This is a genomic window from Paenibacillus glucanolyticus (assembly GCF_037333485.1).
In the GTDB taxonomy this organism is placed as follows: Bacteria; Bacillota; Bacilli; order Paenibacillales; family Paenibacillaceae; genus Paenibacillus_AQ; species Paenibacillus_AQ glucanolyticus.
Map to the genome: position 1 here is coordinate 3,931,148 of NZ_CP147845.1, position 18,501 is coordinate 3,949,648.

The following is an 18,501-nucleotide window of genomic DNA, read 5'->3' on the forward strand; positions in this document are numbered from 1 at the left end:
AACAAAATACAATTCAGGAGGTAAGCGCATGTCAGAACCTTTTTTGGGCGAGATTCGATTGTTCGCCAATAACTACGCCCCCAGAAACTGGGCTTTTTGTGAAGGACAAATACTGTCGATTAACAGCAATCCGGCCCTTTTCTCTTTGCTCGGCACCGTCTACGGGGGAAATGGAGTTTCTACTTTTGCACTTCCTGATTACCGTGGCCGAGTCCCCATTCATGTTTCCCAAACCATCCCGCTGGGCTCTGCCCAAGGTGAAGCTTCACATACGCTAACATCTAATGAGATGCCAATACATACTCACCAAGCCGTTGCTTCTCAAACCAATCCGACGATGGCATCTCCTCTGAACAATGTATGGGCCGCTGTCCCAAACTCATTTGGATCGTCAGTAGGGCAAAATCCAATGAATTCAGGAAGTCTCTCCACAGCGGGTGGCTCACAAGCCCATAACAATATGCAGCCTTACACGGTTTTGAATTACGCTATTGCGATTGAGGGAATTTTTCCTTCTCGCAACTAATAAGGAGGACAATACTATGGCTGAGGCATATATCGGAGAGATCCGAATTTTTGCAGGCAATTTCGCGCCGAAAGGCTGGGCTTTATGTAATGGGCAGTTATTGTCAATAGCCCAAAACACAGCGCTATTCTCTGTGCTGGGCATCCAGTATGGAGGTGATGGGAGGAGCACCTTTGCATTGCCAAATTTAATGGGTTCAGCTGTAATACATCAAGGGACGGGAACGGGTTTGTCGCCGCGGCATGTTGGGGAGAAACTTGGTGAGCCGACGGTGACATTAACACAAACGGAGATTCCCGCTCATACGCACACGCCTCAAGGCATTGTTGCAACCGGGAATCAGAATTCACCTAAAGATGCTTACTGGGCCCAAGCTCCCAAACCTATACCGACTGCACCGCAACCTCCGTTGTATAACAACACTGCTGACACACAGATGGCACCTTTGGCTGTGGGGGTAGCTGGTTCTTCCTTACCTCATAATAATATGCAGCCTTTTATCGCCCAAAATTTTATCATTTGTTTGCAAGGCGAATTTCCTTCTCGTGGCTAAGCCTTAAAGCATTCAATAGATTCAAAAAAGAGGCGTCCATTATGGGCGCCTCTTACATTACAGACCCGTCAGTAGGGATTCAATCGAACAGACGGTTGCAAACTCTACAGTTCTATAACAACCGAATCTGCTTGCACAACTTCAGTTCCATTACCCGGAAGGCCAAACATTTCATGATCCGCAAACGCCTCGGAAATCGGTTTCTTCGCTGCAAAGGCGCTCAATTTTCCGGTGGGGGCCTTTGGAGTGGTATACGCCTCCGCCTTTCCTGCCAAAGTCATTACGATCTTTGTCACCTGACTGAGATCTACGCCTTCGTTAAGCGTAAAACCTCGTCGATCCTCAAGTGGGACCTCAATTGACCAAATCGACAATAAGCCTGGCATAATTCGGCTATTCCCATCACCCACTGCTCCGCCGGACAAATTGCCAATGTACTCTTTAGGTTCTCCAGCATCGCCCGCATCTTCACTTGGTGTCACTTCATATTCAAAGAAACCGTGGCTTTTGTTATGGACAAAGTCAAAACGCTCGCCATACGAATCCAGGAACGTGGAGTGACCGGAGTGTGTATACTCAATGTGAATGCTGCCCGCCGAATGCCGGGCACCCGGCAACTGAATGTGACAGTCACTGACCATCATATGAGCTTTGCCTGCAATCTTCTCCCTGATGAGTTTGTTCTCCAGTGTCAAAGGGAAAAAGGCTGTTCGATGGTCTCTGAGTGCTTCGAATTGCTCTGGAAAGGATGCTTCATTCAAAATGAAAGTTACGTTCTTAAACGGCTGCACCGGATTCTCCGATGCGTTCAGCGCATTTTTCAGTTTAATGGTCATATCAGCATGGATACGGGCGAGCTCTGCCACATGACTATCCCGGATAAACGGGAAAAAGTCCTTACTAAGCACCATATAGCGGTACGCTTGGTATTCCTGATACAGAAAATCGGTCAATGCCAATTTCAAACCGTTGTAGAGATCGAGAATATACGTATGGAACAGCGGCAGGCCTGCGTCCACCTCATCACCCATCGCCTGCCGGATCCTTTCTTGATCTGCACGGCGCTGTTCCATTTCGGCAAACCATTTTGCCTCTTCAAGATGTTTTGCTTTCACCGATTGTATTTTGCCTTGATATTCTTCGACAACGTTTAGATATTGATTGAAGGCTTTGCGATATCCCTCGACCTTCTCCTCCGGCATCTGCTTATAGATCGGCTTCAGCATGTTTTCGAACTTTTCGCGCGACATCGTAAGCATGGATGAACGATAGCCAAAGGAATCACGCGCCGCATTCATCTGACCGATCAAATCATATAGCTCTGCTCCATCCTTTAATACCGCTAAACCGGAAGAAACGACCGTGGTCACATTTTTGATGGATTTGGAAAGCTCCGCTTCCTTCTTCTTCTTTTCTTTTTCCACCGTTTTTGTGTTTTTGAATGGATCATCAATGACAATGGATTTGCCTGTATTCCAATAATTACTGACCGCCGAAGCGATAGCTCCCCCTGTTTTGAGCGCCGTTATGGCCGGAGTTACGTTAGTGACCAGTGCCACACCGTTAACCACCAGATCAAATGTAGCTTTCAGGGAATCCAGGGCGAGCTTCTTCCTGAGCGCTTGTACAAATTCTTCCGCTACTTTCTGGAGATGCTTCTCATTAGACAATATGCTTTCATACAGCTTGTCTGCTTCCGATTCCAAGCGCTCCCGTTCGATGATCGATTTTTGCCTTTGATCATCCAAATCGTTGATCCGGTTTACTGCAATGGATATGGTGTCCTTTAATATTTTCACGCGGCCCCTTTGATCGTTTTCAGCCTTTACATATTCATGATATAAGGTTTCAGCTTGTTGAGCAGCCGTAATTAGATTGCCACCAAGATCTTGGTACTTATCTAAAGGCATTAACGGCGTCCAGTTCCAGGGATGGCTGAAATAATCAAGTCCCTGTCCCAACTGTGAAAGGAGAATAATGGACTTGTTGCGTAGTGCCAGCCATTGAATGGACGCATCCAGCATGCTGCCTTGAAAAGCCGAATAATCGCTCAAAGCTCGAACCACGTCAAACCAGGCCTCATCCGGAGTTGTACGCTGCAGCCAATCCAGCAGACTCGCGGATTCTTCGAGCTTCTCCTCACTCCCCGTCAAATAGGCCAATCCAGCCTTATGCAAAGTCAGCATTTGGCGTTCAAGTGAAGCACCTAAGGCCGTTTCCAAATCAATCGGAGAGAATTCTTTGTACAATTCTGTTTTACTTAGCTTCGATCCATAAAATTGATCATATTGTATCTGCACCACGGTGGATTTGGCGGGTTCGCCATTAGCCGCATTAGTTGCGATAAGCCCAGATTTGCCGTCCATGCCGTCCTTCCCGCCAGCATCCCTCTTATTGCTTACCCGGGTGACGGAAGAGGTTCTCCCAACGGTAACAGTCTCTAGCTTATACCCGCCTATCCCACCCGGAGCTCCCGCTCCCGCTTTTCCCGGTAAGGTAGGTGCCCCGGCGATCCCGACTTCATTTTCCATCGTAATCCTGTGTTCTCCGCTGGAAACCACGTATCCGACAAAAATACATCCGGCATCTCCTCCATTCCCTGAATGACCGGCATGACCGCCGTTACCTCCATCGCCACCGTTACCACCCGGTGTCGAATAATCATTCGCGTAAAACCAGTGCTTCTCGGCGTCTCTTCCATCCTCACCCCGCCGGCCATCCATGCCGTCTCCTCCGTCTTGGCCACGACCTCCGTTGCTGCCATTAGCCACGAGCCTTAATTCCCCTTTTAGATCAAAACGTTCCGCAGCCAGCACCATATGTCCGCCGGACATCCCTGCTCCTCCATCGAGGCCATCCATACCATCTCCACCACGATCCCCATTCTTGATCGCCTTCATTCCCGGATCAGCCTTGGGTTCCTGTACAAAGTCCTGATCCGAAGGGACAGGGGCTCCTGACGTACTAATCGACACATTCCCATCAGAAGAAATGATTCTTGCATTCAGCATCAAATTACGCCCGGGCAAACTTAACGACCCGATAAGATGAATAGTATCGGCCTGAATCCAATAGTGAGCCGATGAATCGGATAAATAATCCTGCGTTAAATTTAAATCGGTAGCCGTTAGATAGATGTACCCCTCTTTTTTGCCTCGCTGGACACCGGAATATAACGACTGGCTTGTTCTTTCCATAACTTCCATCTGTGGTGGGTCTCCTCCCTAAGTCTCATAAATTGTGTGACAATCCCCCTTCTTTAGGTCCATAAATTCCACAAGATAAACTTCGGAATGGTGATAATTGTCACTATATACCTAATTGTAAGGGGATTTTATCCATAAATATATATTTTTTTCGATGGCTTAACCTCGCAACTTGCATCAAAAAAACAAGGAAACTGCAGCAGTCTCCTTGTTTGGGGTGTACTCATTTTCTATTGTTATTCTTTTTATTCTAATGGCCTTCCTTCTTTATAATAAAGATTCCGATTTAGAATCACAAAGAAAATATGTACGTTTCGGTACCCGTGCTCCGACAGTATGCCATGAATGCTGGCTGCCACCGCATCGTGAACCTCCTGCGCTCTCTGGAACATCAGAATTTCCACGGATAATGGCGTATTCGTAATGATCTGATAAGAAAGAAGCTCGATCTTCACAATCTCTTGCGGAATTTGAACAATACCCGCGAATTCGTCAACAACCTTAGGTGTTATTTCTTCAAGAAATACATCTGGAAAACCTTTAAAGCGTAAATATGGCACTCTAATCCCTTCATTTCGTCAATTTATTGTCTTATAGATGTCTTCTGAGTGACTTTTGTCTCTATCCCTACTATACAATATTGTTATTGTGAAAGGAATCACTATGATTCAGATCCACTCATCGCCTGGTAAAGTTCAGCTATAGCTATCATATAAGTTGCCATGTAAAGATCGAACCTATAGACTGGATGAGTGTAAGCGTTCAATCTACTAAATAAGGAGTTGAAGTTGAGCATGGGTCGTAATCTATGGGATGCAGAATGGGAAGTTACAGAACCGTTAGTGCAGCAGCTGTTAAACCTCCAATTTCCCCGCCTAGCCTCTCTGCCGATCCGGGAAATCGGGAACGGATGGGATAACACCGTATATCGTGTAGGCGATGAGTATGTATTTCGCTTTCCCAGACGACAGGTAGCCGTTGATTTATTGAGAACCGAAGCAAGAATTCTACCTAAGCTGGCAGGCTATATTACAGTGCCTTATGCCAAGCCCCTCTTCTTCGGGAAAGAGAGCACCCACTATCCAGCTCCCTTTCTCGGTTACTCCTATATACCGGGTAAATTTCCGATTGGAATATCGGACGATGCACGCGTGCAGTCTGCAGCTGCTCTGGCCAAGTTCCTGAAGAACCTGCACGTTTTCCCTGTGGAAGTCGCACAGCAAGAAGGCATATTGTTTGACCAGCGAAATCTGACGGACCTGGCTGGACGCAAAGAGAGAATGCTGGATTTTCTATCCCGGTTTAACCTTTATATCACGCAAGAGGAACTAGACGAAATCGCAAACTATTTGCAAGGGATCACCCTGGAACGAGTGGAACACCGACAGGTTCTCCTCCATGGCGATCTGCATTTTAAGAACATGTTAGTGGACGATTCGGGCATACTTGCGGGCATTATCGATTGGGGCGACGTGAACATCGGACATCCGGCCTGTGACCTCAGCATCGCGTACAGTTACTTGCCTCCAGCCTCAAGACAGGCTTTTTATGAAATCTATGGTGAAGTGGACGATGAAACGAAGATTCTCGCACGAATGATTGCGGTATACATACCTATGCTACTATTTATGCAGGCTGTGGACGATAAGGATGAAGCCATTGCAGAGGAGGCCAAATCGATTATTCAACGTGCTCTGGCCGATTGATCGATAGTTAGCCGGAACGGCATTCGGTCCCATGCTTAATTCGCAAAAACACGTCGCATAAGAAAGAAGCTTGAACCCCTTCAAGCTTCTTGATCACGGATCTACGAATCGCCGTTATTATATTTTTAACATCCCCATTAATGGCATAATGGTTTTAATTACATTCATTCCCAATTTAATGTGAGGCACGATCTGTCCCAAAAATCCAAAACCTCCACCACCGCCTCCGGCTGCAACAGCCTCTCCTTCCACTGCTCCTTCAGCTGCCGGTCCGCTTGGCGGACCTCCGAACAAGGCACTCAAAAAGCCGGAAATTTGCGCTTTATCCCCGCTGCGGGCAATCGAAGCCGGCATCTTGTTGTTGGCGCGGAGCCCTGATAGAGTTACTGCCTGACCTTCGATCTGACTCAGTTCACCAATATAATAACTGCCGTCTTTGAGAACGACCACAACCGGTTGACCTACCCAATGCTGTGACGCAGGTACAGATTTGGGAACAGTCCTGGATTTCCTTACGCGTTTCGAAGACATACGATGATCACCTCGCTTTCCATTCTCATGATTATGACATCATATGCAAATTTGCCTTTCTTTCTTGTGCCTTTATAGGATAGATATATAAATAGATCAAAAACCTAGTTTTACCAAGCTGAATCACTCTGAGTTCCCCTCATATCGAAGCTTTCCTATATAAACGATTCATATTTCGCCTCTGAAAATATTTTGTCACTGTGGCTTTTTGCCTCCCTCCGGTGTCTAATTTACTGTAAGGTCAAGAGGAGGTTCTTACCCATGTCTAGAGCTCATGACAAACTCCCTATTTATCCGGATGATCAGGGAACCAAGCGAACATTTGAGGATACGTATGATGAGTACCGCCAGCGGATTCGCCAATCCATCTCCCTTGATTTTGCCAGATATGTTGATATTCGAATCGATATTGGCGCGGCACTCAGGCTGTAGGCGAAACGGATGCACCTGATTGGTTTATGGGCACGTTTGATAACAATACGTTAAAAATCGTCTCGCCCTTGAATCCTGGACCCGAGCATAGGCTCCATACCCAATGGGCGGAAGCCCTGTACAATCAACTAAAATAGCATAAAAAGAGCAGTCACGTCATACACGCGGCTGCTCTTTTTTGATAATTGGTACAACTTGTGACACTCGATCTTCATGCACCACCGCAACAGCTCTCTGAACCATAACTGTTCCCTGCGACTCCCAATCAACATGTTTACTATCATTAAAATTGCTCGCGTTATAGTTTCCAATATAAATCCAAGTCACTCATGGATTACGTCTAATTTATGGTTTGGACTTGTTCACCGTATGGAGATCGTCCGGCGTTCCAGCAGAGAATACCGACAGACCTGCATAGATCGACCGGAAGATCACATACAGTCCGTATCCAAGCACACCGCCGGCCGTATTGAGAATTAAATCGTCTACGTCGAAACTTCCCATGGAAAACACAATTTGCGAGCATTCCAGTCCCAGGCTTAACCCCAGGGAAATCAGGAACGAACCGAAGAACCCGAGGAATTTGCTTCTGATCATTAAACCAATCCATATGCCATTCGGCATAAATATAGCGATATTACCAAAGAGGTTCATGACATCGTGCGGGCTCGGCAGCCGCTTCATATTTTGATTAATTGATTCAAAAGGCGTAAAGTTGGCAAACTGCAATCGCGCCTGCATATATTCGGGATTATCCATCGTCCGTTGCAGCTGCTGCCACAGAAATGAGATATCCACGGAACCGAATTTGAACAAGATCACCTTGACCAGCACGTATAAATATACGACATACAGCCCTAGAATGATCCATTTATGCGGTTGCTTCATTCCCCATCATCCTGACTGAGGTTCACCGTTACAATGACTCCATCGATATTGTTTCCAGATACCTCATACTCGCTTCCTACCGGAATCTCAAGCGCAATGTCTTTCGTTGTGACGGGCACATACGTTATTTCGTACTTTTTCCCTTCAACGGTTGTTTTGTAGCTGGATGAATTCTTCAGATAATCGAGATATTCCTCCAATGTCAAACCCAGATCGTTCATGATCATGCTGTGCGGCAGTCCTACATAACGAAAATGCCATGGTTCGTACTGGATGCCTGTAATCTCGGTCTTATCCGGGGGATATCTCAAAATAAACCCAAACTCCCACGCATGCTTCTGCAGCCATTTTCCTTCGGGCGCCTGATCGATCGACATCTGCGTCGATCCGATATCCATGGATAAACCAAGGTTATGTTCGCTGTAGCCGGGAGGCAAGGCATAATCCGAACCCTTTTCACGGTAAAGCACCTCCTGCTCTTCGGTGTCCCGGTACCCGCTGCTGATCATGAAATGATGGACTCCGTCTTCACCGGCCGCTTCAACCATCTCACGGAATTGCAGCGCAACGCTGCGCGATAACCGGATCGTGTTGTCCAGAAGCACATAACCATTCATCAAATCTTGTTCCTGAAACAACTTCACGATATCCGTCGGAACCGCTCCCTCATCAAGCGGATGTTCCTTGTTAACCAATACCAGATTTCCCCGGGTCACCTGCTCAGCTGTCACATGGATTGTTTGAGTCTCTATATTGGAATCGTTCTCGTCGGAGTGGTTGTCACTTCGAGTGGCGGAATCGGCATTCGCTTCTTGCCCATCTTTGTTCTTCGCATCATTCGCATTAGGGGCGTTCGTTAGAATGGACTCACACCCGACCAGCAGGAATATAACAAGCAATATAAAACCCTTCTTCAACTTCAACATCTCCCTCTAACTTTGTCTATCTAGCTTAAAAAATATAGTTTAAGGAAAAGTAGAGAAAAGTTAAAGTTTTTCTTAAGTAATGTGAGCTTCACAAGCCTCTTTTCCTTTGATAAGGCTGAAGCGGATGGTTTAACAACTAGGTAACTATTTTGGGAAAACAACCATTATCAACCTCCTCACTCGCTTCTATGAGATTGATTCGGGCCTTGTCACGATGGATGGCATGGAAATGCGGCATAAACTGTACAACAACCCGTTTAAACGGAGCAAGTAAGTCGACTTCAGAGTATCCTCATGCTGTCGGGAGCCGTGAACACAGCAAAGCCGATTCTAAATGGAATCGGCTTTTGGTGATGCCCTAGGCAGGTAGATTATGACTTATGTTCTCGTTCGACCTCCCGCTGAATCTAACGGACCAGACCGCTGCTATAGAGGCCAAAAGAGCACCTTTTACAATCTAACGGACACCCATAACGTTATACGGCGTTATAAACGCGATATCTCCCACTATTCCAATAAATAACGCCCCTCATGTCCGCTGCGTGTTTCAACTCCATTTTTTCCTGCCATATAACGCCCCCTCGGTCCGCCAGCAATCAAGCCTTTCAAGGTTTGCATCTTACCTCATCCACCCTGCTGGCAAGACTCACGATTCGTTTAACGGCACCAATCATCCATTCCATCTCCACATACTGGTTTCCCGGCGCATTGTATTCCACACCCCAGTAACCACGGTATCCACCTGCAAGCAAACTCCGTACCTTGTCCTCCGCATCAGGAAGGAGCACCGTCCTCGCATCAAAATGTGTATGTACCGCCCATGGCGCAACCATCTCATCCCCCGCAGTCTCATCTGCTTTCCATCTGCCAAGATGAAGCAAAAAGCCGAATGCCGGATGATCGACCTCTTCCGCAATCCGTTTCATTTCTCGCGGCAAGAGGGACGCGCCCATATGATTTTCAGGACCGATGAGATACCCCCGTTCCGCAGCACGATCCGCATATTCTTGATAGCGCTTGACGGTATATTCGAATTGTTCGTCCGACATCGGTTCCGATTCCTGATAACTGCCGCCTGTGTCGATCCGCACCGTTTCAGCCCCTAAGATTTCAGCTGCATCCAGATGAACAAGCGCATTTTCATACAGTTTCTGACGGATGTCCGGGTCGGGATCCCATAGATGTGCTCCATCTACAGCAAAATTAACCACCCTCATCTCTTTCTCATCGAGCGCTTCTCTAATTTTACGAATGTAGCTCTCATCAGCAAGTTTGTATACAGGGTCGCTCCGATCAATAAAAAAACCATTCCACAGATCAACCGCATCCATACGATACCGGTACTTCACCGTCTCCAGATAACCGAACACATCCATCTTTCCCTCTAGGAACGTATTGAAAAAAGAATAACCGCCAATCGAAATCTTCATCGCCATACCTCCTTCATCAAAGTTGGACTCAAGCTACCCCTAGTTTACCGTACTTCCAAACCATACCATATATGAATTCTTACTTGAGGGTGTATTTCAAATGGTGATATTCCCCTCCTGAGAGGAAGCCTTTATTCTTATACAATTGCTCAGCTCGATTTCCCGAAGTGACAAAGAGGCGCAGCAGGGGGTGCTGCGGCTCCAGAACGGTTAATGCCCTCTCCAGCATCGCGCCTGCCAAACCTTTGCCTCGATGCTCAGCTGTTACTGCAATGCTGTAGACAAGGGGCAACCCTTCCCATAAGGAAATCAAACATACACCTGCCATTTCTTCAGATGCTCGATCATATATTAGAGAGGATGCCTGCAGCAGCTTGAGATCTATTTGATCAAAATAATGGACTGTATCATTCATATAGACTTCGACTTCCCGTTCGTCCGGACCATTGGCATAAGCTTTCCTAAACACTTCAACCAGTTCAGAGATATCTTTTCTTGCAGGTACTCTCGCAATATAGTTAACATCGAAGGATGCTTCAAGCTGTTCGGTCGGCCGGATCATGCACTGCCTGGATTCAACCTGTACAAAATCCGCTTCCCGAAAAGCAAACTCCTGTTCATCAAGGACATTGTATGCATGAAGATCATGCTCCTCCAAACTCCAAGATTGAAGGGCATGGTTCTTGACCTCTCTGATCAGTTCAGAGGTAATGGAATACGGCGGTATTCCGAATACTAGTCCGATAGATTCGTTGTTCAAATAAACTCCCGCGGCTTTGTCATCGCCTGAAAGTACCCAGTAGCCATCGTCCGAATCCGATAGAATCTTGGCAAACTCCGCCCAGCTCGGTCTAAACCAGATATTTTTGTAATAGGTAGCAAAATATTTCGAGAACGCCTTAGGGTCAGCCTTTACCAACCTGTATTCCATAACCCACCGTCCTTATTCCTTTTTTTGATAGATCATGACTAGAATTAGGCTCATTATAAAGGTTACGAGATCCAAGGACAAAGGAATAAACGTCTTTAGAGAAAAAATCACAGCCCGCCCATCAAACCAACCCCCAGATAAACCGCTGTTCCCCACATAATCAATGCCGAAATCTTGTTCATCACGGGTAACAGCTTACCCGACGAATCCAGTCTCCCCGCCGACCTGCCAGCAATACCAAGGCCCAGGAACCACAGCCAGGATACAATAATGCATGCAATGGCAAATATGGCCTTGTCCGTACCTGAATATTGCAGCGAGCTTGTGCCTATAACCCCCATCGTGTCCAGCACGGCATGCGGATTCAGCAGTGATACGGATATGGCAAAAACAATTTGCTTTTTCGTCGTAAACGAACGAGCAGCTTCCTGTTGCTGCTCCGAAGGTTTTGTCTTCCATGTTACGAATCCCATGTAAACCAGGAATCCGATCCCGAAGGTAAACAACACCATTCGGATCCAGTCATATTCCAGAACGATCACGGATACGCCCAAAATGGCTAAGGAAATAAGCAGCGTGTCGCACAGAGCCGCCGTGATGATAACGGGCAGCGCCTTAGCGAAGCGAGGCTGAACCGCTCCCTGATTAAATACGAACACATTTTGCACACCTAATGGAAGAATAAGACCTAGTGCCAGGATGAACCCATGAAGGATAACGCCTATCATATGAAACCTAACCTCCTGCGGATATTTTCACCATTGTAAGGGTCGATCCCAGCAGCGTCTCCAACCAATTGGTTGGCACGAAACCCAACCAATGAATTATAATGAACAAAATACGTGGCGAAAGCGAGTTTCCTATGACAGAAGAATGGAAATTAAACAAGTCCTCCGACATACCGCTGCATCAGCAGATCTACAATTACATGAAGAACAGAATTATGAACGGGGAATGGCCTGTCGGGACCCGGATTCCGACGCAGAGAGACCTTGCTGCCAAATTTGGGGTAAACCGAAGCACCATCGTTTATGCATTGGGCGAGCTTGCCGCGGACGGCTTGATTCAATCCAAGGTTGGACAAGGGACGGTCATCGCCAACAATACCTGGAGTTTAATAGCCGCCACGCCTCCGCCAGATTGGAATCAGTATGTGAAATCCGGCTCCTACCAGCCAAACATCCATATGATCCAGCAGATCAACCGTTCGGAAACCGATCCGGATATAATCCGGCTCGGTACAGGAGAGCTCTCGCCGGAGCTGCTTCCCACTGGCCAGATGCGGGAGATCTTCAGCGGCAGCATGGCCAGCAAACTCTCTTTGGGATATTCTGAGCCGAAGGGGAGCCTCTACTTAAGAGAAATCATTAGTGACTATCTGAAAAAGAAAGGAATTCATGCCACCCCGTCATCCATTCTGATCATCTCCGGTGGACTGCAGGGATTGCAGCTCATCTCATTAGGCTTGCTGTACCAGGGCTCCGCCATCTTTGTAGAGAACCCCTCTTATCTGAACTCGATTCATGTGTTTCAGTCTGCAGGCATGTTTCTGCATGGGATTCCTATGGATCAGCACGGCATTAGAACGGAATCGATCGGGAGACTTAAGCGCCAACACAATGCTGCCCTGCTCTACACGATTCCTACCTTTCATAATCCGACCGGAACGCTGATGTCTTCCAGGCGGCGAACGGAGCTGCTTCAAATATGTGCAAGGGAAAGGCTGCCCATCATAGAGGATGATGTGTACGGGGATTTGTGGTTTGATGCTCCCTCTCCGCCGTCTCTGAAAGCGCTGGACCAGCAAGGGCTTGTGCTCTACATGGGAAGTATGTCCAAGACGCTTGGCCCCGGCCTTCGCATCGGCTGGATTGTGGGTCCTGAGCCGGTAATCGACCGGCTGTCCGATATCAAAATGCAAACCGACTACGGATCCAGCGCACTTTCCCAGCACGCAGTCGTCGAGTGGTTGTCGAGCGGGATGTATGAGTTGCATCTCATGCAGATCCGAGCGGAGCTCAGGAGTCGCAGAGATTTTACGCTCGATATTCTCAAGCAATATTTCCACGATATTGCCCAGTGGAACATACCGCAAGGCGGGTTCTACATCTGGCTTCACGTCACCAAACCTATCTCCATACGTCCTTTATTTGAACAAGCCCTGAAGGAGGGCATCCTGTTGAACCCCGGTAATATCTATAACCGCAGCGACCAGCAGCATCTTCGTCTTTCCTATGCCTATGCCTCCTGCAATCAACTGGAGAGCGGACTCATCAAACTGGCCGAGCTTATCCGTCTCCATACATAACCATAAGAAAAGGCCCCTTCCATGGTCATCAACCATGGGAGAAGGCCCTGTATTCACCTGAACGGATTCGTGATTGTGCCTGACGGCATATAGACCCCGCTGATCAGGGGCATGATCGGAATGATTGACGGAAACAGTGTATTAAACTGCTCCGGGGATTGCAGGATACCAACCATGAGCATAGATAAGGCTACGATCGTCAGCGTATAAATCACAACGACCATCAACAGCAAGCTGTAGCCGTCACCTAAATCGAACCCGAAGCCATAACGGAATATCATAAATACCACCATCATTTGCAAAATGCCTATCAAAGAGCTCTACAACCAAGCAGGCGTAAAGGGGACGGCGAGATCAGCTCGCCCCTCGCGTACCTTCGTCCTTGCGGCTTTTTCGTCCTGCATTCTGAATTCAAACGAATCGCTTTGATTTAATAATTCAATCCACTTCGAATTCGATTCATCCGGCGTTTCATATTACGATATTCGCTGAGCAGCGTTTCATATCCGAACCGAAGACTCTTCATAACGGGCCCAGACGGTACGGAATAAAGCAAGCCCAATTGCGAGAATAACCGAATATCGAACCAGGAACGGCGATGGAAAGCCGGGGTAGCCTAACAAATCCGGCATGATGGCGCCGACAACCAGAACGATACCAATGACGCAGGCCTGAATGGCCGGAAGCCGATAGGCCGCTTTTCCCGCAATAATGGAGAAAACCAGGAGAATATAGGGATTAAAAGCATCTGTGCGATCGGCCACAGCGAGGCAACGAGCAGTGTGACAAATAGCATTGCAGGCCTTGCCCGGCATAACAGCGCTATAAAATAAGCTGTGAAGAAAATAGAGATGCTCCCCAATCTCCAAGGCAACGGGTCAGAATTAACATGTTGAACCTCAAGCAGGAAGGCACATACCCAGCTTGATATTAGAAATAAGAGCCATATCCAGAACGATCGCACATCATCCCCTCACTTTCGGCCAACGAGTTGAAGGCTTCCAGCAAAAAAACGGTTCCAATTTTTAGTTATATCATAGCACAGGAACATACATGCCTCTTGGTTAAATAGGTATCCTGGAAATGAAAAATCGCTCCTTTTATCATTGTGAAAAAACATACATACACCTCTAAACCCTTATAAATACTAGGATTTATGCTGTCTCCAGATTGGCTATTAAAGGCAAAAACCAGCCCGGAATTGTGACGAAACTGGTAACACTCGTGAATATTTGAACAAAGTATGAACTGCGATTAAACCGCACCACTACAATGATTTGCCTCACACACCAATCCTTTTGTAACAAATTGAACACATAAAATTACACACATTGACACGAATGTGGATTTATATGTAAATTATACAAATTTATGTGTTTTGCAAAGCCAATCAGAACTTTCTACTATAGATGTGTTAGAAACATTTGAACGAAGCCGTTTCAAGGAAAGGGGTACATCATGAACAAAAGAGGGCCGTTATTTGCATTGTTATTAAGCTTCACCTTGCTCTTATCGGGATGCAGCTCACTCACGGTATTGGATCCGAAAGGACCGGCTGCCAGAACCCTATCCGATACAATCATATTCTCCATTCTCATGATGGTCGGAATATTGGCCGTAGTTTATGCGCTTTATATCTTCATGCTCACCAAATATCGAGCGAAGAAATCCAACGAAGGTTACGAACCGCCACATGAAGAGGGCAATAAATGGCTGGAAATATTATGGACCGCCATTCCGATCCTGATTGTTGCCGTCCTCTCGGTTGTGACCGTCAAAACGACGGTGGCCGTAGAGAATGTGCCGGAAGGCTATGAAAACCAAGAGCCGCTAGTCATCTACGCTTCCTCTTCGAACTGGAAATGGCACTTCAGCTATCCGGAAGAAGGAATCGAAACGGTGAATTACGTTAACATTCCAACACATCGCCCGATTGAATTCCGTCTGTACTCATTCGGTACAATCTCAAGCTTCTGGATCCCTCAGCTTCATGGCCAGAAATATGCGATGAGCGACATGATTACGAAGCTTAACATGGTAGCGGACGAACCGGGCTCCATGATGGGCCGTAACGCGAACTTCAACGGCGAAGGCTTCGCACACATGGAGTTCGAGGCGCTTGCAATGTCTTCGACCGAGTATGACAAGTGGGTTCAAGATGTCAAGGAAACTGCTCCTGAGCTGAAGGAAGATGAGTTTAAGAAGCTGCTGGAAACCGCGCATGTCGGTCGAATGAGCTTCTCCAACACGCACCTTGAATTCAGCCCGCCGCCTTCCGAAGATCATCACCATGGCGGTGATGTCAATGGCAATGAGGAGCATCAGGACCATAAAGACGTCCACCCGGATCCTGCTACAACGGAGGAAACGGAATTTGACAGCGAAACGAACGTGGATCCGAACGAGCCGCTGCCGAACTTCCCGGCTGAAGAAAGCCCAAATCATCAACATGATGGACATTAAATCGGTGAGTGAAACGTTGTTCACCCGATCTACTTCATACATCCAGAAAGGAGCTAGGCTCTTATGAAATGGGACGAATTTTTCGTTACCGGTGATCCGTTAATTTACGGCGCCATGGTGAGTATTGTTCTCGTCTCGCTTGCAATCCTCTTCGGCTTGACCTATTACAAGAAGTGGGGATATATGTGGCGGGAATGGCTGACCACCGTGGATCACAAAAAAATTGGCGTTATGTATATCATCTGTGCCTTGATCATGCTGTTCCGCGGCGGCGTTGACGCCTTGATGATGCGTGCGCAGACCGCTGCACCGGAGATGAAATTTCTGACGGGTCAGCACTATAACGAAGTATTTACAACTCACGGGGTCATTATGATTCTCTTTATGGCCATGCCGTTTATCTTCGGTCTGATGAATGTTATCATTCCGCTCCAGATCGGTGCCCGTGACGTAGCATTCCCTAAACTGAACGCAATCAGCTTCTGGCTATTCTTCGCCGGTGCGATGCTGTTCAACATCTCCTTTGTCATTGGAGGCTCGCCGGATGCCGGCTGGTCCGCCTATTTCCCGCTGGCCAGTATCGAGTTCAGTCCGACGGTTGGCAACAACTATTACTCTCTGGCGCTGCAGATATCAGGGATTGGTACGCTCCTTACAGGCGTTAACTTTATCGTAACGATCCTGAAGATGCGTGCACCAGGTATGACACTCATGCGCATGCCAATGTTCACATGGTCTGTGCTGATCACTTGTGTCATCATTATCTTTGCTTTCCCGGTACTTACGATTGCGCTATTGCTTATGATGTTCGACCGCGTGTTTGGTTCACAATTCTTCACGATGTCCAACGGCGGTATGGATATGCTCTGGGCCAACCTGTTCTGGGTATGGGGTCACCCTGAGGTATATATCGTTATTCTGCCTGCATTCGGGATATTCAGTGAGATTATATCGACCTTCTCCAAGAAAAACCTGTACGGTTACGGTTCCATGGTCTTCAGTATGGTTATCATCTCAGCTCTGTCCTTCCTGGTCTGGGCCCACCATTTCTATACGATGGGTCAAGGCGCTATGGTCAACGGCTTCTTCTCGATCACAACGATGGCGATTGCCGTGCCGACCGGGGTCAAAATATTCAACTGGCTCTTTACGCTGAGGAAAGGCCGAATAAGCTTTACGACACCGATGCTCTATTCACTGGCATTTATTCCGATCTTTACGATCGGCGGTGTTACCGGCGTTATGCTGGCGATGGCCAGTGCCGACTATCAGTATCATAATACGATGTTCCTGGTTGCCCACTTCCACTATGTGCTCATTCCAGGTGCCGTATTTGCCGTCATTGCCGGTTTCCATTACTGGTTCCCTAAAGTGTTCGGCTTCCGTCTGAATGAGAAACTTGGCAAAATTGCCTTCTGGTTCATTGCCATTTCGTTTAACGTTACCTTCTTCCCGATGTTCTTCCTGGGACTGATGGGTATGACTCGCCGGACGTACACGTACTCAGCTGAAACCGGCTTTGGCCCGCTGAATATGCTGTCGATGGTAGGTGCGGTCGGTCTGGCAATCGGATTTGTTATTCTCGTATATAACATCTACTGGAGTACACGTTACGAGCCGCGCGACAAAACAGGCGATCCATGGGATGCACGCGCTCTGGAATGGTCAACGCCAAGCCCGGTTCCTGTATATAACTTTGCTGTCACACCACAAGTAAAAGGCCGTGATGCCTACTGGTTCTCGAAGAAAAACAACGAACCGCTCTCAGATGAGAAAATCACGAAGATTCACATGCCTAGCAACACCGGAAAACCATTTATACTGGGTATTGCCTTCTTCTTCCTTGGCTTCTTCCTGGTATTCAGCTGGTGGATTCCATCCATCGTGGCTGGTGTCGCGGTGCTGATTATAATGGCTACCATGTCCTTTGACCGTGATCACGGATATTACATTCCGGTTGAAGAGATTGTTCAAACCGAACAGAAACTGCGGGGTGATACGGTATGAAAATAGATGCCACTCAGCCGCTGGAATATGGAACAGAGGAAAACCGCAATCGTATCTTCGGATTCTGGCTGTTCCTCGGAGCTGAAATTGCGCTCTTTGCTACCTTGTTTACCGTCTACTTCGTTCTCGTGAACCGCTTCGCCAGCGGTCCGAGCGGAGCGGAAATCTTTGAAATAACACCGGTTCTACTTGAGACCTTCCTGCTCTTAACGAGCAGCTTCACCATCGGATTGGCTGTTCATGCGATGCGTCTGGGTCTGAAAAAGCAGATGATGATCTTTATGGTCATCACCCTGCTGCTGGGTGCAGGATTCCTTGGTATCGAGATCTTTGAATTCTTCACTTATGTGCATGAAGGAGTTACACTCTCTACCAGCGCATTTGCGTCCAGCCTGTTTACACTGCTTGGGACTCACGGAGCTCACGTTACCTTTGGTCTCCTGTGGGGAACTGCCATTCTGATTCAACTTAAAAAGCATGGATTGGATCATTCCACAGCCAACAAGTCCTTTATCTTCTCGCTCTACTGGCACTTCCTGGACGTTGTGTGGATCTTCATATTCAGCTTTGTATACCTGAAAGGACTGATGTGAC

The 18,501-nt window shown here is 47.4% G+C and carries 18 protein-coding genes; 8 read left to right on the top strand and 10 right to left on the bottom strand.

The window, feature by feature from the left end:
- Window positions 1-28 precede the first annotated feature (28 nt).
- Window positions 29-526, top strand: coding sequence for a phage tail protein (locus WDY75_RS18400; protein WP_006209826.1), 498 nt, complete (start codon window positions 29-31; stop codon window positions 524-526).
- A gap of 16 nt (window positions 527-542) precedes the next feature.
- Window positions 543-1,079 (top strand): phage tail protein, encoded by a 537-nt coding sequence (locus WDY75_RS18405; protein ID WP_006209825.1) that lies wholly within the window; start codon window positions 543-545, stop codon window positions 1,077-1,079.
- Window positions 1,080-1,183: 104 nt separating this feature from the next.
- On the opposite strand, the gene WDY75_RS18410 is transcribed toward WDY75_RS18405, so the two are convergent.
- Entirely contained in the window at window positions 1,184-4,285 is a 3,102-nt protein-coding gene (locus WDY75_RS18410; protein WP_063479313.1) for a hypothetical protein, read from the bottom strand.
- Window positions 4,286-4,530: 245 nt separating this feature from the next.
- The gene (locus WDY75_RS18415; protein WP_063479312.1) at window positions 4,531-4,845 is read right to left on the bottom strand and encodes a DUF1904 family protein; all 315 of its coding nucleotides are present in this window, start codon (window positions 4,843-4,845) and stop codon (window positions 4,531-4,533) included.
- 234 nt (window positions 4,846-5,079) lie between these two features.
- Between WDY75_RS18415 and WDY75_RS18420 the strand changes: the two genes are divergently transcribed.
- Window positions 5,080-5,991 carry an aminoglycoside phosphotransferase family protein gene (locus WDY75_RS18420; RefSeq protein WP_063479311.1) on the top strand — a complete coding sequence of 304 codons (912 nt, stop codon included), beginning with the start codon at window positions 5,080-5,082 and terminating at the stop codon, window positions 5,989-5,991.
- Window positions 5,992-6,108: 117 nt separating this feature from the next.
- On the opposite strand, the gene WDY75_RS18425 is transcribed toward WDY75_RS18420, so the two are convergent.
- A complete protein-coding gene (locus WDY75_RS18425; RefSeq protein WP_006209819.1) occupies window positions 6,109-6,522 on the bottom strand; it encodes a hypothetical protein in 414 nt (137 codons plus the stop codon).
- A gap of 261 nt (window positions 6,523-6,783) precedes the next feature.
- Here WDY75_RS18425 and WDY75_RS18430 point away from each other — a divergent pair, with 261 nt between their 5' ends.
- On the top strand, window positions 6,784-6,954 hold the full coding sequence (locus WDY75_RS18430; protein WP_231888051.1) for a hypothetical protein: 171 nt from the start codon (window positions 6,784-6,786) through the stop codon (window positions 6,952-6,954).
- Between the two features lie 345 nt (window positions 6,955-7,299).
- Here the strand turns inward: WDY75_RS18430 and WDY75_RS18435 are convergent, their stop codons facing one another.
- The 5 genes from WDY75_RS18435 to WDY75_RS18455 form a co-directional block, all read right to left on the bottom strand.
- Window positions 7,300-7,842 carry a VanZ family protein gene (locus tag WDY75_RS18435; protein WP_063479310.1) on the bottom strand — a complete coding sequence of 181 codons (543 nt, stop codon included), beginning with the start codon at window positions 7,840-7,842 and terminating at the stop codon, window positions 7,300-7,302.
- On the bottom strand, window positions 7,839-8,759 hold the full coding sequence (locus tag WDY75_RS18440) for a D-alanyl-D-alanine carboxypeptidase family protein (protein ID WP_063479309.1): 921 nt from the start codon (window positions 8,757-8,759) through the stop codon (window positions 7,839-7,841). Before WDY75_RS18440 ends, WDY75_RS18435 begins: the two co-directional genes overlap by 4 nt.
- A gap of 614 nt (window positions 8,760-9,373) precedes the next feature.
- Window positions 9,374-10,198, bottom strand: coding sequence for a sugar phosphate isomerase/epimerase family protein (locus tag WDY75_RS18445; protein WP_063479308.1), 825 nt, complete (start codon window positions 10,196-10,198; stop codon window positions 9,374-9,376).
- A 79-nt stretch (window positions 10,199-10,277) separates the two neighbouring features.
- Entirely contained in the window at window positions 10,278-11,129 is an 852-nt protein-coding gene (locus WDY75_RS18450; protein ID WP_063479307.1) for a GNAT family N-acetyltransferase, read from the bottom strand.
- A 107-nt stretch (window positions 11,130-11,236) separates the two neighbouring features.
- Window positions 11,237-11,857, bottom strand: a complete 621-nt coding sequence (locus tag WDY75_RS18455; RefSeq protein ID WP_063479306.1) for a LysE/ArgO family amino acid transporter — start codon at window positions 11,855-11,857, stop codon at window positions 11,237-11,239.
- Window positions 11,858-11,991: 134 nt separating this feature from the next.
- Here WDY75_RS18455 and WDY75_RS18460 point away from each other — a divergent pair, with 134 nt between their 5' ends.
- Entirely contained in the window at window positions 11,992-13,437 is a 1,446-nt protein-coding gene (locus WDY75_RS18460) for a PLP-dependent aminotransferase family protein (protein ID WP_063479305.1), read from the top strand.
- A gap of 53 nt (window positions 13,438-13,490) precedes the next feature.
- Here WDY75_RS18460 and WDY75_RS18465 read toward each other — a convergent pair whose 3' ends face one another.
- Together WDY75_RS18465 and WDY75_RS18470 are read right to left on the bottom strand one after the other, a co-directional pair.
- Entirely contained in the window at window positions 13,491-13,718 is a 228-nt protein-coding gene (locus WDY75_RS18465) for a hypothetical protein (RefSeq protein ID WP_063479304.1), read from the bottom strand.
- Between the two features lie 219 nt (window positions 13,719-13,937).
- Complete coding sequence (locus WDY75_RS18470; protein ID WP_156515057.1) at window positions 13,938-14,201, bottom strand: hypothetical protein; 264 nt, start codon at window positions 14,199-14,201, stop codon at window positions 13,938-13,940.
- A gap of 694 nt (window positions 14,202-14,895) precedes the next feature.
- On the opposite strand from WDY75_RS18470, the gene qoxA reads away from it, so the two are divergent.
- The 3 genes from qoxA to qoxC all read left to right on the top strand — a co-directional run bounded on the left by qoxA (window position 14,896) and on the right by qoxC (window position 18,500).
- Entirely contained in the window at window positions 14,896-15,900 is a 1,005-nt protein-coding gene (gene qoxA / locus WDY75_RS18475) for a cytochrome aa3 quinol oxidase subunit II (protein ID WP_006209805.1), read from the top strand.
- Between the two features lie 63 nt (window positions 15,901-15,963).
- Entirely contained in the window at window positions 15,964-17,907 is a 1,944-nt protein-coding gene (gene qoxB / locus WDY75_RS18480) for a cytochrome aa3 quinol oxidase subunit I (RefSeq protein ID WP_006209803.1), read from the top strand.
- Window positions 17,904-18,500, top strand: a complete 597-nt coding sequence (gene qoxC, locus WDY75_RS18485; protein ID WP_006209802.1) for a cytochrome aa3 quinol oxidase subunit III — start codon at window positions 17,904-17,906, stop codon at window positions 18,498-18,500. Before qoxB ends, qoxC begins: the two co-directional genes overlap by 4 nt.
- Window position 18,501 lies beyond the last annotated feature (1 nt).

Excerpts from the sequence above, each read along its gene's own strand:
- WDY75_RS18450 (WP_063479307.1), bottom strand. The coding sequence starts at position 11,129 with ATGGAATACAGGTTGGTAAAGGCTGACCCTAAGGCGTTCTCGAAATAT.
- WDY75_RS18455 (WP_063479306.1), bottom strand. The coding sequence starts at position 11,857 with ATGATAGGCGTTATCCTTCATGGGTTCATCCTGGCACTAGGTCTTATT.
- WDY75_RS18410 (WP_063479313.1), bottom strand. The coding sequence starts at position 4,285 with ATGGAAGTTATGGAAAGAACAAGCCAGTCGTTATATTCCGGTGTCCAG.
- WDY75_RS18405 (WP_006209825.1), top strand. The coding sequence starts at position 543 with ATGGCTGAGGCATATATCGGAGAGATCCGAATTTTTGCAGGCAATTTC.
- qoxB (WP_006209803.1), top strand. The coding sequence starts at position 15,964 with ATGAAATGGGACGAATTTTTCGTTACCGGTGATCCGTTAATTTACGGC.
- WDY75_RS18460 (WP_063479305.1), top strand. The coding sequence starts at position 11,992 with ATGACAGAAGAATGGAAATTAAACAAGTCCTCCGACATACCGCTGCAT.
- WDY75_RS18400 (WP_006209826.1), top strand. The coding sequence starts at position 29 with ATGTCAGAACCTTTTTTGGGCGAGATTCGATTGTTCGCCAATAACTAC.
- WDY75_RS18420 (WP_063479311.1), top strand. The coding sequence starts at position 5,080 with ATGGGTCGTAATCTATGGGATGCAGAATGGGAAGTTACAGAACCGTTA.
- WDY75_RS18465 (WP_063479304.1), bottom strand. The coding sequence starts at position 13,718 with ATGATATTCCGTTATGGCTTCGGGTTCGATTTAGGTGACGGCTACAGC.
- WDY75_RS18445 (WP_063479308.1), bottom strand. The coding sequence starts at position 10,198 with ATGAAGATTTCGATTGGCGGTTATTCTTTTTTCAATACGTTCCTAGAG.
- WDY75_RS18425 (WP_006209819.1), bottom strand. The coding sequence starts at position 6,522 with ATGTCTTCGAAACGCGTAAGGAAATCCAGGACTGTTCCCAAATCTGTA.
- WDY75_RS18435 (WP_063479310.1), bottom strand. The coding sequence starts at position 7,842 with ATGAAGCAACCGCATAAATGGATCATTCTAGGGCTGTATGTCGTATAT.
- qoxA (WP_006209805.1), top strand. The coding sequence starts at position 14,896 with ATGAACAAAAGAGGGCCGTTATTTGCATTGTTATTAAGCTTCACCTTG.
- WDY75_RS18430 (WP_231888051.1), top strand. The coding sequence starts at position 6,784 with ATGTCTAGAGCTCATGACAAACTCCCTATTTATCCGGATGATCAGGGA.
- qoxC (WP_006209802.1), top strand. The coding sequence starts at position 17,904 with ATGAAAATAGATGCCACTCAGCCGCTGGAATATGGAACAGAGGAAAAC.